At 65.2% G+C, this 14,912-nt stretch carries 14 protein-coding genes; all 14 read left to right on the top strand.

Features of this window, described 5'->3' with window-relative positions; genetic code table 11:
• The first annotated feature begins 9 nt into the window (after window positions 1-9).
• Window positions 10-864 carry an FTR1 family iron permease gene (locus R3355_RS09805; RefSeq protein WP_318961022.1) on the top strand — a complete coding sequence of 285 codons (855 nt, stop codon included), beginning with the start codon at window positions 10-12 and terminating at the stop codon, window positions 862-864.
• Window positions 852-2,225, top strand: a complete 1,374-nt coding sequence (locus tag R3355_RS09800) for a 4Fe-4S binding protein (RefSeq protein ID WP_318961021.1) — start codon at window positions 852-854, stop codon at window positions 2,223-2,225. Before R3355_RS09805 ends, R3355_RS09800 begins: the two co-directional genes overlap by 13 nt.
• A gap of 232 nt (window positions 2,226-2,457) precedes the next feature.
• Window positions 2,458-2,781 carry a DUF190 domain-containing protein gene (locus tag R3355_RS09795; protein ID WP_318961020.1) on the top strand — a complete coding sequence of 108 codons (324 nt, stop codon included), beginning with the start codon at window positions 2,458-2,460 and terminating at the stop codon, window positions 2,779-2,781.
• A 372-nt stretch (window positions 2,782-3,153) separates the two neighbouring features.
• Window positions 3,154-3,570 (top strand): NADH-quinone oxidoreductase subunit A, encoded by a 417-nt coding sequence (locus R3355_RS09790; protein WP_318961019.1) that lies wholly within the window; start codon window positions 3,154-3,156, stop codon window positions 3,568-3,570.
• Between the two features lie 9 nt (window positions 3,571-3,579).
• Window positions 3,580-4,254: an NADH-quinone oxidoreductase subunit B gene (locus tag R3355_RS09785; protein WP_318961018.1), complete on the top strand. Its 675-nt coding sequence runs from the start codon at window positions 3,580-3,582 to the stop codon at window positions 4,252-4,254.
• A 24-nt stretch (window positions 4,255-4,278) separates the two neighbouring features.
• On the top strand, window positions 4,279-6,060 hold the full coding sequence (gene nuoC, locus R3355_RS09780) for an NADH-quinone oxidoreductase subunit C/D (RefSeq protein ID WP_318961017.1): 1,782 nt from the start codon (window positions 4,279-4,281) through the stop codon (window positions 6,058-6,060).
• A 1-nt stretch (window position 6,061) separates the two neighbouring features.
• Window positions 6,062-6,559: an NADH-quinone oxidoreductase subunit NuoE gene (gene nuoE / locus R3355_RS09775; protein ID WP_318961016.1), complete on the top strand. Its 498-nt coding sequence runs from the start codon at window positions 6,062-6,064 to the stop codon at window positions 6,557-6,559.
• On the top strand, window positions 6,556-7,917 hold the full coding sequence (nuoF, locus tag R3355_RS09770; protein ID WP_318961015.1) for an NADH-quinone oxidoreductase subunit NuoF: 1,362 nt from the start codon (window positions 6,556-6,558) through the stop codon (window positions 7,915-7,917). The genes nuoE and nuoF overlap by 4 nt, the downstream gene beginning before the upstream one ends.
• A gap of 50 nt (window positions 7,918-7,967) precedes the next feature.
• Window positions 7,968-10,697: an NADH-quinone oxidoreductase subunit NuoG gene (gene nuoG / locus R3355_RS09765; protein WP_318961014.1), complete on the top strand. Its 2,730-nt coding sequence runs from the start codon at window positions 7,968-7,970 to the stop codon at window positions 10,695-10,697.
• The gene (gene nuoH / locus R3355_RS09760; RefSeq protein ID WP_318961013.1) at window positions 10,694-11,671 is read left to right on the top strand and encodes an NADH-quinone oxidoreductase subunit NuoH; all 978 of its coding nucleotides are present in this window, start codon (window positions 10,694-10,696) and stop codon (window positions 11,669-11,671) included. Before nuoG ends, nuoH begins: the two co-directional genes overlap by 4 nt.
• Window positions 11,672-11,681: 10 nt before the next feature.
• Complete coding sequence (gene nuoI, locus R3355_RS09755; RefSeq protein WP_318961012.1) at window positions 11,682-12,230, top strand: NADH-quinone oxidoreductase subunit NuoI; 549 nt, start codon at window positions 11,682-11,684, stop codon at window positions 12,228-12,230.
• Window positions 12,231-12,246: 16 nt separating this feature from the next.
• Complete coding sequence (gene nuoJ, locus R3355_RS09750; protein WP_318961011.1) at window positions 12,247-12,747, top strand: NADH-quinone oxidoreductase subunit J; 501 nt, start codon at window positions 12,247-12,249, stop codon at window positions 12,745-12,747.
• On the top strand, window positions 12,747-13,055 hold the full coding sequence (gene nuoK, locus R3355_RS09745) for an NADH-quinone oxidoreductase subunit NuoK (protein ID WP_318949267.1): 309 nt from the start codon (window positions 12,747-12,749) through the stop codon (window positions 13,053-13,055). Before nuoJ ends, nuoK begins: the two co-directional genes overlap by 1 nt.
• The gene (gene nuoL, locus R3355_RS09740) at window positions 13,052-14,899 is read left to right on the top strand and encodes an NADH-quinone oxidoreductase subunit L (RefSeq protein WP_318961010.1); all 1,848 of its coding nucleotides are present in this window, start codon (window positions 13,052-13,054) and stop codon (window positions 14,897-14,899) included. The genes nuoK and nuoL overlap by 4 nt, the downstream gene beginning before the upstream one ends.
• Window positions 14,900-14,912 lie beyond the last annotated feature (13 nt).

The following is a 14,912-nucleotide window of genomic DNA, read 5'->3' as shown; positions in this document are numbered from 1 at the left end:
GAGCCTTGAATGAATCAGTCGTTGTTTATCGTCTGGCGGGAAAGCGTCGAGGCGTTGCTGGTGATCGGCATCCTGCATGCCTGGATCAGCCAGCGGGCGGAGCGCGGCCGCTCCATGGCTTTTCTCTGGGGTGGCGTGGCGCTGGGCCTGCTGTTGTCCGCGGCGCTGGCGCTGATCATCCTGTTCGCCGGCGAATGGCTGGCGGGGGCGGCCGGCGAGTGGTTCCAGGCGGCGCTGGTGCTGCTGGCCAGTGTGTTGATCCTGCAGATGGTCGGCTGGATGCGCCGCCACGGCCGCACCTTCAAGCGCGACCTGCAACAGGCGGCCGACGTTCACCTGCAGCGCAACGGCGGCGTCGGTCTGCTGCTCCTGGCGATGCTCGCGGTGGGCCGCGAAGGCAGCGAAACCGTGGTCTTCCTCTATGGTCTGGGCGTGCACAAGCAAGGCGCCGCACTCTGGCAATTCGCCCTCGGCGGTGCGGCTGGTTTTGCCCTGGCGCTGTTGACGTTCGTGGCGTTGCAGGCCGGCAGCCGGCTGGTGTCCTGGCGGCATTTCTTTATGTTCAGCGAAGTAGTGCTGCTGTTGCTCGGCGCGTCCATGCTGATCGCCGGGCTCGACCGTATCAGCGGTCAGTTGATGGCCCTGGAGCTGCCCGAGCAGGTCTACGCCTGGTTCGGCAATGCGCTCTGGGACACCTCGGCCGGTCTGGATGACGCCTCGGGCCTGGGGTCGGTACTGGCCAACTTCGCCGGCTACCGCGCCATGCCCTCCCTGGCCACTGTCGCCGCCCTCGCCGGCTACTGGTTGCTGGTCGTCTTCTGGCTGCGACGCAGCTCGCCCGCCGAGTCGCCATGCGCCAACTGAACGCCCTGCTCGGCGATCTGGGCGACGCGCTACGCCGCCATGCCCGGCTGATTCGTGGCGTGCAATGGGCGGTCGTGGCCTTCTATGGCCTGTTGCTGGTGCTGCCGGCGCTGCTGCCGTTGCCGTCCAGCCAGGCACGCATTCTCGACAACCTGACGCTGCTCGCCCAGTTCATTTTCTGGGGCGTCTGGTGGCCATTCGTGCTGCTGTCCATCGTGCTGTTCGGCCGGCTCTGGTGCGGGCTGTTCTGCCCCGAAGGCTCGCTCAGCGAGTGGATCAGTTGGCGCGGCCTGGGTCGCGGTACGCCGCGCTGGATTCGTTGGGGCGGTTGGCCGACCCTGGCGTTTATCCTCACCACTGTTTATGGCCAGCTAATCAGCGTCTACGACTATGCCCAGGCGGCCCTGCTGATTCTCGGCGGCTCGACCCTGGCGGCGATGCTGGTGGGCTTTCTCTATGGCCGCGGCAAGCGCATCTGGTGCCGCTATCTGTGCCCGGTCAGCGGTGTGTTCGCCCTGCTCGCCCGCCTGGCCCCGATGCACTACAAGGTCGACGAACAACGCTGGCTGGACAATCCGCCGCCGCGCCAGCCGCCGCCCAACTGCGCGCCCCTGCTGGATATTCGCCGCATGCAGGGCGCCGCCGACTGCCACGCCTGCGGGCGCTGCAGCGGGCAACGTGGCGCGGTGAAGCTGAGCGCGCGCTCGCCGAACGCGGAGATACTGATCGTCGGCGCCCGGCACGCCAGCCATTGGGACAGCAGCCTGTTGCTGTTCGGCGTGATCGGCCTGGCCATGGGCGCCTTTCAATGGACCGTCAGCCCCTGGTTCGTCAGCCTGAAGCAGGCGGCGGCGACCTGGCTGGTCGAGCACGACAGCTACTGGCTGCTGCAGGCCGATGCGCCCTGGTGGCTGCTGACCCACTACCCGCAGGCCAACGACCTGTTCAGTTGGCTCGATGGCCTGCTGATCCTGTTTTACCTGGCGGCCAGCGCGCTGCTGCTCGGTGGCGGTCTGTGGCTGCTGTTGCGCGCCGCGGCCTTGCTGGTATCGCGCACCGGCAATACCTTCGAGCACCTGGCCTTGAGCCTGATCCCGCTCGGCACCAGCGGCCTGTTTCTCGGCCTTAGCGCCACCACCGTCAAGCTGTTGCGTTACGAGGGTCTGGCTCTTGCCTGGGTGCAACCGGCCCGCGCCGGGCTACTCGTCGCCGCCATGATCTGGAGCCTGTGGTTGGGCTGGCAGGTACTGGGCCGGCATGGCGCGCGCGGATTGAATCGGCTCGCGGCGTTCTGCTGCCTGGCACTGGGCACGGCCGGGGTCGGTTATGGCTGGTGGCTGCAGTTTTGGGGCTGGAGCTGAGAGCCGGTGAAAAAAACGCTCGTCTGCTGCGGCTGCTGGCGCCCGCTACTGACGTTGCGCTACGTGGCCAGTGCATGAGTGGAAGCGCCGGGCCCCGGCAGAACGCATGCCATGTGTTATAGCCGTGTAGCCCATTGGCTCCTGCGAAGAGTCGAGTGGCCGGCATTGAGCGCCATTTTCCCTGTCGTCGACGTGGCGCTATGCTGAAAGCGCACACTGCAGGAGAGCGATCATGCACGGCTATCAGGTGACCTTCTTCACCCAACAGAATCGCCGTTACAAGGGCAAGATGCTGGCGGACTGGCTGGTCGCCCTGGCCAAGGAAATGCATCTGCGCGGCGCCACCCTGGTGTCCGGCATCGAGGGTTTCGGCCATACGGGCAAGCTCCACTCCTACCACTTCTTCGAACTTGCCGATCAGCCGATGGAAGTCTCCCTGGTGCTCAGCGAAGAGGAATGCAGTCGACTGTTCGAGCGTTTGCAACAGGAGGATCTCGCCTTGTTCTACGTGAAAACGCCGGTCGAATTCGGCACCCTAGGAGCCTGTCGGACTTGACCGTTCGTAGCGAGGGAAAGTCCGGGTTGAGGCAGTTTTGGTGGTTTTCCGAGGCGAATAGCTGGCTATTTAACGAGGGAAAGCAGCAAAAATGACCAAGTCCGGCTTTTCCGCAGTAGAACAGTGTTAAGTCCGACAGTCTCCTAGACAAGCAGGCAGGGGCCGATACGACCGGCTGAAATCGCCCAAACGGGCAGACCCGACGCGCTGTCCCTGGGCACCAGCTTGGAAACCGACCAAGGCCATGGATCGAGTTTTTTTCAGCAGAAAGCCACTGACTCGCCAAACCCCGCCTAGTATTGAGTAAACCGCTGTGACTGAGTCACAGGGAGTGATGCGTCAGCAACACCCATCCTTGTCGAGGAGTACGGCATGTCTGATGTGGTAGCGAGCCTGGCCCATAACTGGGGGTTTGCGGTTTTTCTGTTGGGCGTAGCCGGGTTGTGCGCCTTCATGCTTGGGGTTTCCAGTCTGCTCGGCAGCAAGGCCTGGGGGCATAGCAAGAACCAGCCATTCGAGTCCGGCATCGTTTCTACCGGCGGCGCGCGTCTGCGCTTTTCCGCCAAGTTCTATCTGGTTGCGATGCTGTTCGTGATCTTCGATGTAGAAGCCCTGTTTCTCTTTGCCTGGGCCATTTCGCTGCGCGAAAGCGGCTGGCCCGGATTTATCGAGGCCTTGGTGTTCATCGTGATCCTGCTGATCGGCTTGTTTTACCTGGCGCGCATCGGTGCGCTCGACTGGGCGCCGCAAGCGCGGCGTAAACGCCTCGCCAACCAGCACAAACCTTGAGGTACGGGGATGCAGTACACACTCACACGAATCGATCCCGACGCGGCCAATGCCCAGTACCCGATTGGCGAGAGGGAGACCGTCGCTGATCCGCTCGCCGGTCAGGTGCACCGCAACATCTATATGGGCAAGTTGCACGAGGTGCTCAACGACTCGGTCAACTGGGGCCGCAAGAACTCGCTGTGGCCCTACAACTTCGGCCTGTCCTGCTGCTACGTGGAGATGACCACGGCCTTCACCGCCCCGCACGACATCGCCCGTTTCGGCGCCGAAGTGATCCGCGCCTCGCCGCGCCAGGCGGATTTCATGGTCATTGCCGGCACCTGCTTCATCAAGATGGCGCCGATCATCCAGCGCCTCTACGAGCAGATGCTCGAGCCCAAGTGGGTGATCTCCATGGGCTCCTGCGCCAACTCCGGCGGCATGTACGACATCTATTCGGTGGTCCAGGGGGTCGACAAGTTTCTCCCGGTGGACGTCTACGTGCCTGGCTGCCCGCCACGCCCCGAGGCGTTCTTGCAAGGTCTGATGCTGTTGCAGGAGTCCATCGGCCAGGAGCGCCGGCCGCTGTCGTGGGTGGTTGGCGACCAGGGCATCTATCGCGCCGACATGCCCTCGCAACGCGAGCAACGACGCGCCGAACGCATTCAAGTGACCAACCTGCGCAGCCCCGACGAGATTTGAATCGAGCATTACGCGAGCGAGAGAATGACTGCATCAAGCGCCCTGCATACACCGCCGCAACCGCCTGCCACACCTGACGTGGTCGTCGAGTTGCAGGCGCGTTTCAGCGCCGACAGCCTGATCGTGCAAGACACCCGCACCGGCATGCCGGTGCTTTGGGTCGAGCGCGACATTCTCCTGCAGGTGCTGGACTACCTGCGCCATATGCCCAAGCCCTACGTCATGCTCTACGACCTCAGCGCCATGGACGAGCGCCTGCGCACCCAGCGCCGCGGCCTGCCGGCAGCGGACTTCAGCGTGTTCTATCACCTGCTGTCGATCGAGCGCAACAGTGACCTGATGATCAAGGTCGCCCTGCAGGAAAACGACCTCAGCCTGCCCAGCTGCACGCGCATCTGGGCCAACGCCAACTGGTACGAGCGGGAAATCTGGGACCTGTTCGGCATCCGCTTCGACGGCCACCCGCACCTGACCCGGATCATGATGCCGCCGACCTGGGAGGGCCATCCCCTGCGCAAGGACTACCCGGCGCGCGCCACCGAGTTCGACCCCTACAGCCTGTCCGCCGCCAAGCAGGACCTGGAGCAGGAAGCCCTGCGCTTCAGGCCGGAAGACTGGGGCATGCAGCGCCACAGCGAGTACGAGGACTTCATGTTCCTCAACCTCGGCCCCAACCACCCCTCCGCCCACGGCGCCTTTCGCATCATCCTGCAACTGGACGGCGAGGAAATCGTCGATTGCGTGCCGGAGATCGGCTACCACCACCGCGGCGCCGAGAAGATGGCCGAGCGCCAGAGCTGGCACAGCTTCATTCCCTACACCGACCGCATCGACTACCTCGGCGGGGTGATGAACAACCTGCCCTATGTGCTGGCGGTGGAGAAATTGGCCGGGATCACCGTGCCGGACCGGGTCGACTTCATCCGCGTGATGCTCGCCGAATTCTTCCGCATCAGCAGCCACCTGCTGTTCCTCGGCACCTATATCCAGGACGTCGGCGCCATGACCCCGGTGTTCTTCACCTTCACCGACCGCCAGCGCGCCTACCGGGTGATCGAGGCCATCACCGGCTTTCGCATGCACCCGGCCTGGTACCGCATCGGCGGCGTCGCCCATGACCTGCCGCGCGGCTGGGACACGCTGGTGCAGGAGTTCGTCACCTGGCTGCCCAAGCGCCTCGACGAGTACGAAAAAGCCGCCCTGCAGAACAGCATCCTGCGCGGCCGTACCATCGGCGTGGCCGCCTACAACACCGCGCAGGCGCTGGAATGGGGCGTCACCGGCTCGGGCCTGCGCGCCACCGGCCTCGACTTCGACCTGCGCAAGGCGCGGCCCTACTCCGGCTATCAGCACTTCGAATTCGAGATCCCCCTGACGGTCAATGGCGATGCCTACGACCGCTGCACCATCCGCGTCGAGGAGATGCGCCAGAGCCTGAGGATCATCGAGCAGTGCCTGCGCAACATGCCGGCCGGGCCGTACAAGGCCGATCACCCGCTGACCACGCCTCCGCCGAAGGAGCGCACCCTGCAGCACATCGAAACCCTGATCACCCACTTCCTCCAGGTGTCCTGGGGCCCGGTCATGCCGGCCAATGAATCCCTGCAGATGATCGAGGCGACCAAGGGCATCAACAGCTACTACCTGACCAGCGACGGCGGCACCATGAGTTACCGCACCCGCATCCGCACGCCGAGCTTCCCGCACCTACAGCAGATCCCGGCGGTGATCAGGGGCAGCATGGTCGCCGACCTGATCGCCTACCTGGGCAGTATCGACTTCGTCATGGCCGACGTGGACCGCTGATATGACTGACTCCTTGATCCAGACCGACCGATTCATCCTCAGCGCCAGCGAACGCATGGCCATCGAGCACGAACTCGCGCATTACGAGGACCCGCGCGCGGCGTCCATCGAGGCGCTGAAAATCGTCCAGCAACAACGCGGCTGGGTGCCGGACGGCGCGATCCCGGCCATTGGCGAGATTCTCGGCATCCCGGCCAGCGACGTGGAAGGCGTGGCCACCTTCTACAGCCTGATTTTCCGCCAACCGGTGGGCCGCCACATCATCCTCCTGTGCGACAGCATGGTCTGCTATCTCCAGGGCCATGAGTCGATCCAGGCCGCGCTGCAGCAACGGCTCGGCATCGGTCTGGGCGAAACCAGCAGCGATGGCCGCTTTACCCTGCTGCCGGTGTGCTGCCTGGGCAACTGCGACAAGGCGCCGACCCTGATGATCGATGACGACACCTACAGCCACCTGGATGCCGACAATGTAGTCCGGATACTGGAGCGCTACCCATGAGTTGCGTCTCCTTGAGTACCGCCAACCTCAGCCCGCGCAGCGCCGAAAACCATCCGCTGACCTGGCGCCTGCGCGACGACGGCGAACCGGTCTGGTTCGACGAATACGTTCGCCAGGACGGTTATGCCGCCGCACGCAAGGCCCTCGCCCAGTTCAGCCCGGAGCAGATCACCCAGCAGGTCAAGGACAGCGGCCTCAAGGGCCGTGGCGGCGCCGGCTTCCCCACCGGGGTGAAGTGGGGGCTGATGCCCCAGGACGAAACCCAGAACACGCGCTACCTGCTGTGCAACGCCGACGAGATGGAGCCCAACACCTACAAGGACCGCCTGCTGATGGAGCAGCTGCCGCACCTGCTGATCGAGGGCATGCTGATCAGCGCCCGCGCGCTCAAGGCCTATCGCGGCTATATCTTCCTGCGCGGCGAATACGTCGACTGCGCCCGGCACCTCAAGCGCGCCATCGCCGAGGCCGAGGCGGCCGGCCTGCTCGGCCGCAATATCCTCGGCAGTGGCTTCGACTTCGAGCTGCTGGTGCACAGCGGCGCCGGTCGCTATATCTGCGGCGAAGAAACCGCGCTGATCAACTCACTGGAAGGGCGCCGGGCCAACCCGCGGGCCAAACCGCCCTTCCCCGCCGCCGTCGGCGTATGGGGCAAGCCGACCTGCGTTAACAACGTCGAAACCCTGTGCAACGTGCCGGCGATCATCGGCAACGGCGTCGACTGGTACAAGGCCCTGGCCCGCCCCGGCAGTGAAGACATGGGCAGCAAGCTGCTGGGTTTTTCCGGCAAGGTGAAGCACCCCGGGCTGTGGGAGTTGCCCTTCGGCATCCCGGCCCGCGAGCTGTTCGAGGACTACGCCGGCGGCATGCGCGACGGCTATCGGCTGAAAGCCTGGCAGCCGGGCGGCGCCGGCACCGGTTTTTTGCTGCCCGAGCATCTCGATGCGCCGATGTGCAGCACCGGTATCGCCAAAGTCGGCACGCGCCTGGGCACAGGTCTGGCCATGGCGCTGGACGACAGCGTCAACATGGTCGGCCTGCTGCGCAATATGGAGGTGTTCTTCGCCCGCGAGTCCTGCGGTTTCTGCACCCCCTGCCGCGATGGCCTGCCCTGGAGCGTCAAGCTGCTCGACGCACTGCAACGCGGCCAGGGTCGACCCGGTGATATCGAAATCCTCGAGCAACTGTGCGCCTTCCTCGGCCCGGGCAAGACCTTTTGCGCCCATGCCCCCGGCGCCGTCGAGCCACTGGCCAGCGCACTCAAGTATTTCCGCAACGAATTCGAAGCGGGGATCGCGGTAACACCCGCCGCCCCGCCAACGCAGACGCCCCTGGCGAGTCAGACCAGTGGGACATGAATGATGAACCTTAGCCCGCCCGCTCCCATGGGCATAAGAAGACTGAAGACATGGCCACTATTCACGTAGACGGCAAGGCGTTCGAAGTCGATGGTGCAGATAACCTGCTCAAGGCCTGCCTGTCGCTGGGCCTGGATATTCCCTACTTCTGCTGGCACCCGGCGCTCGGCAGCGTGGGCGCCTGCCGGCAATGCGCGGTCAAGCAGTTCAGCGACGAGAACGACACGCGCGGACGCCTGGTGATGTCCTGCATGACCCCGGCCAGCGACAACAGCTGGATTTCCATTGACGACGAGGAAGCCCGGCAGTTCCGCGCCAGCGTGGTCGAGTGGCTGATGACCAACCACCCGCATGACTGCCCGGTGTGCGAGGAAGGCGGCCACTGCCACCTGCAGGACATGACGGTGATGAGCGGGCACAACCGCCGGCGTTACCGCTTCAGCAAACGCACCCACCAGAACCAGGACCTGGGCCCCTTCATCGGCCACGAAATGAACCGCTGCATCGCCTGCTACCGCTGCGTGCGCTATTACCAGGATTACGCCGGCGGCAGCGACCTTGGCGTGTATGGTGCCCATGAAAATCTGTACTTCGGCCGGATACAGGACGGTGTGCTGGAAAGCGAGTTCTCCGGCAACCTCACCGAGGTCTGTCCGACCGGGGTGTTCACCGACAAGACCCACTCGGCGCGCTACAACCGCAAGTGGGACATGCAGTTCGCCCCGAGCATCTGCCATGGCTGTTCGCTCGGCTGCAACATCAGCCCCGGTGAGCGCTACGGCGAGATCCGGCGCATCGAGAACCGCTTCAACGGTGCAGTGAACCAGTATTTCCTCTGCGATCGCGGGCGCTTCGGCTATGGCCACGTCAACCGCGCAGACCGCCCGCGCCAGCCGATGATGATGCTGAGCCAGATGAAGATGGGCCTCGACTCGGCCCTCGACCAGGCGGCGGCGTTGCTCAGGCCGCGCAAGGTGATCGGCATCGGCTCGCCCCGCGCCAGCCTGGAGAGCAACTTCGCCCTGCGCGAGCTGGTCGGCAGCGACAACTACTATTGCGGCATCGCCGCCGCAGAGCTGGAAAACCTGGCACTGATCCGCGATCTGCTGCTGAACGGGCCGCTGCCGGTAGCGACCCTGCGCGAGGCGGAAAGCCACGATGCCGTGTTCATCCTCGGCGAAGACCTGACCCAGACCGCCGCCCGTCTGGCGCTGGCCCTGCGCCAGGCGGTGAAAGGCAAGGCGACCGCCATGGCCGCCGCGCTGAACATCGCGCCATGGCACAACGCCGCCGTGCACAACGTCGGCCAGCACGCGCTGAACCCGCTGTTTATCGCCAGCGTCGCGGCCACCCGCCTGGATGACATCGCCGCCGAGTGCGTGCATGCCGCCCCGGTCGACCTGGCTCGCCTGGGCTGCGCCGTGGCCCACGCCATCGACCCGAACGCGCCGCCAGTGCCCGGTTTGCCAGGCGACGCCGCCGAGCTGGCGCAGCGTATCGCCGCGGCCCTGCTCGAAGCCGAACGCCCGCTGCTGGTCTGCGGCGCCTCCCTGGGCTGCACGGCGCTGATCGAGGCGGCCGCGAACATCGCCAGCGCCTTGCACAACCGGGGAAAAAACGCCTCCATCAGCCCGGTAGTGGCGGAAGCCAACAGCATGGGGCTGGCACTGCTACTCGGCGAACGGCTCGGCGAACAGTCGCTGGACGCAGCCTTGCAGGCCCTGAGCAGCGCTCAGGCCGATGCCGTGGTGGTGCTGGAAAACGACCTCTATCGCCGCGCCGACAGCGCCAGAGTCGACGCCGCGCTGCAGGCCGCCAAGCTGGTGATAGTCGTCGACCATCAACACACGGCCACCAGCGGCAAAGCGCATCTGCTGCTGCCCGCGGCCAGTTTTGCCGAAGCCGACGGCACCCTGGTCAGCCAGGAAGGCCGCGCCCAGCGCTTTTTCCAGGTCTTCGACCCCGCCTACTACGACGCCGGCAACCTGGTGCGCGAAAGCTGGCGCTGGCTGCATGCGCTGCACAGCACCCTGCTCGGAAAGCCGGTCGACTGGACCCAACTGGATGAAGTCACCGCCGCCTGCGCGGCCAGCAATCCTCTATTGGCTCGAATCGGCGAAGCCGCGCCGAATGCCGCGTTCCGCATCAAGGGCCTCAAGCTGGCGCGCGAACCCTTGCGCTACAGTGGGCGCACCGCCATGCGCGCCAACATCAGCGTGCACGAGCCGCGCACCTCGCAGGATCAGGACTCGGCCCTGGCCTTCTCCATGGAAGGCTATTCCGGCAGCCAGGAACAGCGTCAGCAGATTCCCTTCGCCTGGGCGCCGGGCTGGAACTCGCCGCAGGCCTGGAACAAGTTCCAGGACGAAGTCGGCGGCCATCTGCGCGCCGGCGATCCGGGCGTGCGCCTGATCGAAAGCAAAGGCACGGTCTTGCCCTGGTTCGGCGTGCCCGCCGCGTTCGAGCCGGCACCTGGCACCTGGCAGGCCGTGCCTTTGCATCACCTGTTCGGCAGCGAAGAAACCTCCGCCCGCGCCGCGCCGCTGCAACAGCGTATCCCGCCGTCCTATGTGACGCTGGGCCGCGTCGATGCCGAGCGCCTCGGGCTTGGCGACGGTGCGCCAGTGGCGCTGACCATCGACGGCCAGCTGTTGCGTCTGCCGTTGCGCGTGTGTGACGAGCTGGCCAGCGGCCTGATCGGCCTGCCGGTCGGCTTGCCCGGGATCCCGGCGGTTATCGCCGGCGCCGTGGTCACCGCGCTGCAGGAGGTGGCGCCATGAACTGGTTGACCCCCGACCTGCTGGCGATCCTGCTCGCGGTACTCAAGGCCGTGGTGATTCTGCTCAGCGTGGTGATTCTCGGTGCCCTGCTCAGCTGGGTCGAACGCCGCCTGCTCGGTCTCTGGCAGGATCGCTACGGGCCCAATCGGGTTGGCCCGTTCGGCATGTTCCAGATCGCCGCGGACATGCTCAAGATGTTCTTCAAGGAAGACTGGACGCCGCCGTTCGCCGACCGTTTGATCTTCACCCTGGCGCCGGTTATGGCCATGAGCGCGCTGCTGATCGCCTTCGTGGTGGTGCCGATCACCCCGACCTGGGGCGTGGCCGACCTCAATATCGGCCTACTGTTCTTCTTCGCCATGGCCGGGCTGTCGGTGTATGCAGTGCTGTTCGCCGGCTGGGCCAGCAACAACAAGTTCGCCCTGCTCGGCAGCCTGCGCGCCTCGGCGCAGACGGTGTCCTACGAAGTATTCATGGGCCTGTCCTTGATGGGCGTGGTGGCCCAGGCCGGCTCGTTCAACCTGCGCGACATCGTCGACTACCAGCACCAGCACCTGTGGTTCATCATTCCGCAATTTCTCGGTTTCTGTACCTTCTTCATTGCCGGAGTGGCGGTCACCCACCGCCACCCGTTCGACCAGCCGGAAGCCGAACAGGAACTGGCCGACGGCTACCACATCGAATACGCCGGGATGAAATGGGGCATGTTCTTCGTCGGCGAATACATCGGCATCGTGCTGATCTCGGCGCTGCTGGTGACCCTGTTCTTCGGCGGCTGGCACGGCCCGCTGCTGCCGCCGTTTATCTGGTTCGCCCTGAAGACCGGCTTCTTCATCATGGTCTTCATCCTGCTGCGCGCCTCCATTCCGCGGCCGCGCTATGACCAGGTGATGACTTTCAGCTGGGTCTTCTGCCTGCCGCTGACCCTGCTCAACCTGCTGGTGACCGGCGCCCTGGTGCTGGCCGCCGCCTGAGGAGTACGCCATGTTCAAGTACATCGGACATATCCTGCATGGCACCTTCACCCAGTTGCGCAGCCTGGGGATGATCTTTGCCCATGCCTGGCGCAAGCGCGACACCCTGCAATATCCCGAGGAGCCGGTGTACCTGCCGCCGCGCTACCGCGGACGCATCGTATTGACCCGCGACCCGGACGGCGAGGAGCGCTGCGTGGCCTGCAACCTCTGCGCGGTGGCCTGCCCGGTGGCCTGCATCTCCCTGCAGAAGGCCGAAAGCGCCGATGGGCGCTGGTATCCCGAGTTCTTCCGCATCAACTTCTCGCGCTGCATCTTCTGCGGTCTGTGCGAGGAGGCCTGCCCGACCAACGCCATCCAGCTGACCCCCGACTTCGAGATGGCCGAGTTCGATCGTCAGCAGCTGGTCTACGAGAAGGACGACCTGCTCATCGCAGGCCCCGGTAAGTACCCGGACTACAACTTCTACCGGGTCGCCGGCCTGGCCATCGCCGGCAAACCCAAGGGCGCGGCGCAGAACGAGGCCAAGCCGGTCAACGTCAAGGGGTTGCTGCCATGACGTCGAGGAGTCGCTGATGGAGTTCGCCTTCTATTTCGCATCGGGTATCGCGGTACTGGCCACCCTGCGGGTGATCACCAATCGCAACCCGATGCACGCCCTGCTTTACCTGATCATCTCGCTGCTGGCGGTGGCGATGTGCTTTTTCGCCCTCGGCGCGCCTTTCGCCGGCGCCCTGGAGGTCATCGTCTATGCCGGGGCGATCATGGTGCTGTTCGTCTTCGTGGTGATGATGCTCAACCTCGGCCCGGCGGCCATCGAACAGGAGCGCCGCTGGCTGACCCCGGGGATCTGGCTGGGGCCGGCGCTGCTGACGCTGTTGCTGCTCGGTGAGCTGCTTTATGTACTGTTCGGCACGTCCAGCGGCGCCGTGCTGGGCACCCGGGTCGTGGAGGCCAAGGCCGTCGGCATCAGCCTGTTCGGCCCCTATCTGCTGGTGGTCGAACTGGCCTCGTTGCTGTTGCTGGCGGCGCTGGTCGTCGCCTTTCACCTGGGCCGCTATGAGGCGAAATCATGATCGCGTCGATCCCGCTGGAACATGGCCTGGCGCTGGCCGGGGTGCTGTTCTGCCTGGGCCTGGTCGGCCTGATGGTGCGGCGCAACATCCTCTTCGTGCTGATGAGCCTGGAAATCATGATGAACGCCGCCGGCCTGGCCTTCATCGTCGCCGGCAGTCGCTGGGCCCAGGCCGATGGCCAGGTGATGTTCATCCTGGTGATCACCCTGGCGGCCGCCGAGGCGGCCGTCGGCCTGGCCATACTGCTGCAGCTGTACCGCCGTTTTCACACCCTGGACATCGACGCTGCCAGTGAGATGCACGGATGAACCTTCTCTACCTGACGCTGCTGCTGCCCTTGTTGGGTTTCTGCCTGCTGGCCTTCTCCCGTGGGCGCTTTACCGAACAGCTGACGGCGCTGATCGGCGTCGGCTCGGTGGGCCTCGCCGCACTGTTCAGCCTGTTTGCCGGCTGGCAGTTTCTCACTGCCACGCCAGTCGACGGTGTGTATGTGCAGGTGCTCTGGCAGTGGCTGGCGGTGGATGGCTTTACCCCGCGTTTCGCCCTGCACCTGGATGGCCTGTCGCTGACCATGCTCGGAGTGGTCACCGGCGTGGGCTTTCTGATCCACCTGTTTGCCTCCTGGTACATGCGCGGCGAGGAAGGCTATTCGCGGTTCTTCGCCTACATGAACCTGTTTATCGCCAGCATGCTGCTACTGGTGCTCGGCGATAACCTGCTGTTGCTGTATTTCGGATGGGAGGGCGTCGGCCTGTGCAGCTACCTGCTGATCGGTTTCTACTACCGCAACCCGGCCAACGGCGGCGCGGCGCTCAAGGCGTTTATCGTCACCCGCATCGGCGATGTATTCATGGCCCTGGGCCTGTTCGTGCTGTTCCATGCCTTCGGCACCCTGAATATCCAGGACATGCTGGCGCTGGCGCCGCAGAAATTCGCCAGCGGCGATCCACTGCTGACCACCGCAACCCTGCTGCTGCTCGGTGGAGCGGTGGGCAAGTCGGCGCAACTGCCGTTGCAGACCTGGCTGGCCGACGCCATGGCCGGCCCGACCCCGGTCTCCGCGTTGATCCACGCGGCGACCATGGTCACCGCCGGGGTCTACCTGATCGCCCGTTGCCACGCGCTGTTCAGCCTGACGCCCCTGACCCTGGGCCTGGTCGGCATGGTCGGCGGCGTGACCCTGCTACTGGCCGGTTGCGCTGCCCTGGTGCAGACCGACATCAAACGCATTCTCGCCTACTCGACCATGAGCCAGATCGGCTACATGTTCCTTGCCCTCGGCGTCGGCGCCTGGCAGGCGGCGATCTTCCACCTGATGACCCATGCCTTCTTCAAGGCCCTGCTGTTTCTCACCGCCGGTGCGGTGATAGTCGCCTGCCACCACGAGCAGAACATCTTCAAAATGGGCGGGCTGCGCAAACCGCTGCCGCTGGCCTACCTGTGCTTCCTGGTCGGCGGCTCGGCACTGGCCGCCCTGCCCCTGGTCACGGCCGGTTTCTACTCCAAGGATGAAATCCTCTGGGAAGCCCTGGCCAGCGGTAACCAGCCGCTGTTGCTGGCCGGGCTGGTCGGTGCGGTGCTGACCTCGCTGTACAGCTTCCGTCTGATCTTCATCGTCTTCCACGGCCCGCAGCAGACCGAGGCCCACGCGGGCCAGGGCGTCGCCTACTGGCTGCCGTTGACGCTGTTGATGCTGCTCTCGACCTTCGTCGGCGCGCTGATCGAGCCGCCCCTGGCCGGGGTGCTGCCAGACAGCGTCGGCCACGCTGGCGGCGCAGGCAAACACAGCCTGGAACTGTTCTCCGGCCTCATCGCGGTGCTTGGCATCGCTGCTGCCGCGGCCCTGTTCCTCGGCCAGCGCGAACTGGTCAGGCGCCTGGCCGCCAGTGCGCCGGGGCGCTTCTTCAGTGCCTGGTGGTTCGCCGCCTGGGGCTTCGACTGGCTCTACGACCGGTTGTTCGTCAAACCCTACCTGTGGCTCTGCCGGGTGCTGCGCCGAGACCCGTTCGACCGCAGCATCGGCCTGTTGCCACGCCTGGCGCGGGTTCTGCACCTGCTGCTCAGTCGCAGCCAGACCGGTCAGCTGCGCTGGTATGCGCTAAGCCTGGCCGCTGGCACGGTGCTGCTGCTCGGCCTGTTGAAGGTGCTCTGATCATGGAACCAAG

This window comes from Pseudomonas sp., assembly GCF_033723075.1.
In the GTDB taxonomy this organism is placed as follows: domain Bacteria; phylum Pseudomonadota; class Gammaproteobacteria; order Pseudomonadales; family Pseudomonadaceae; genus Aquipseudomonas.
The sequence above is the reverse complement of the archived record's forward strand: the minus strand, read 5'-3'. Positions and strand labels throughout refer to the sequence as shown.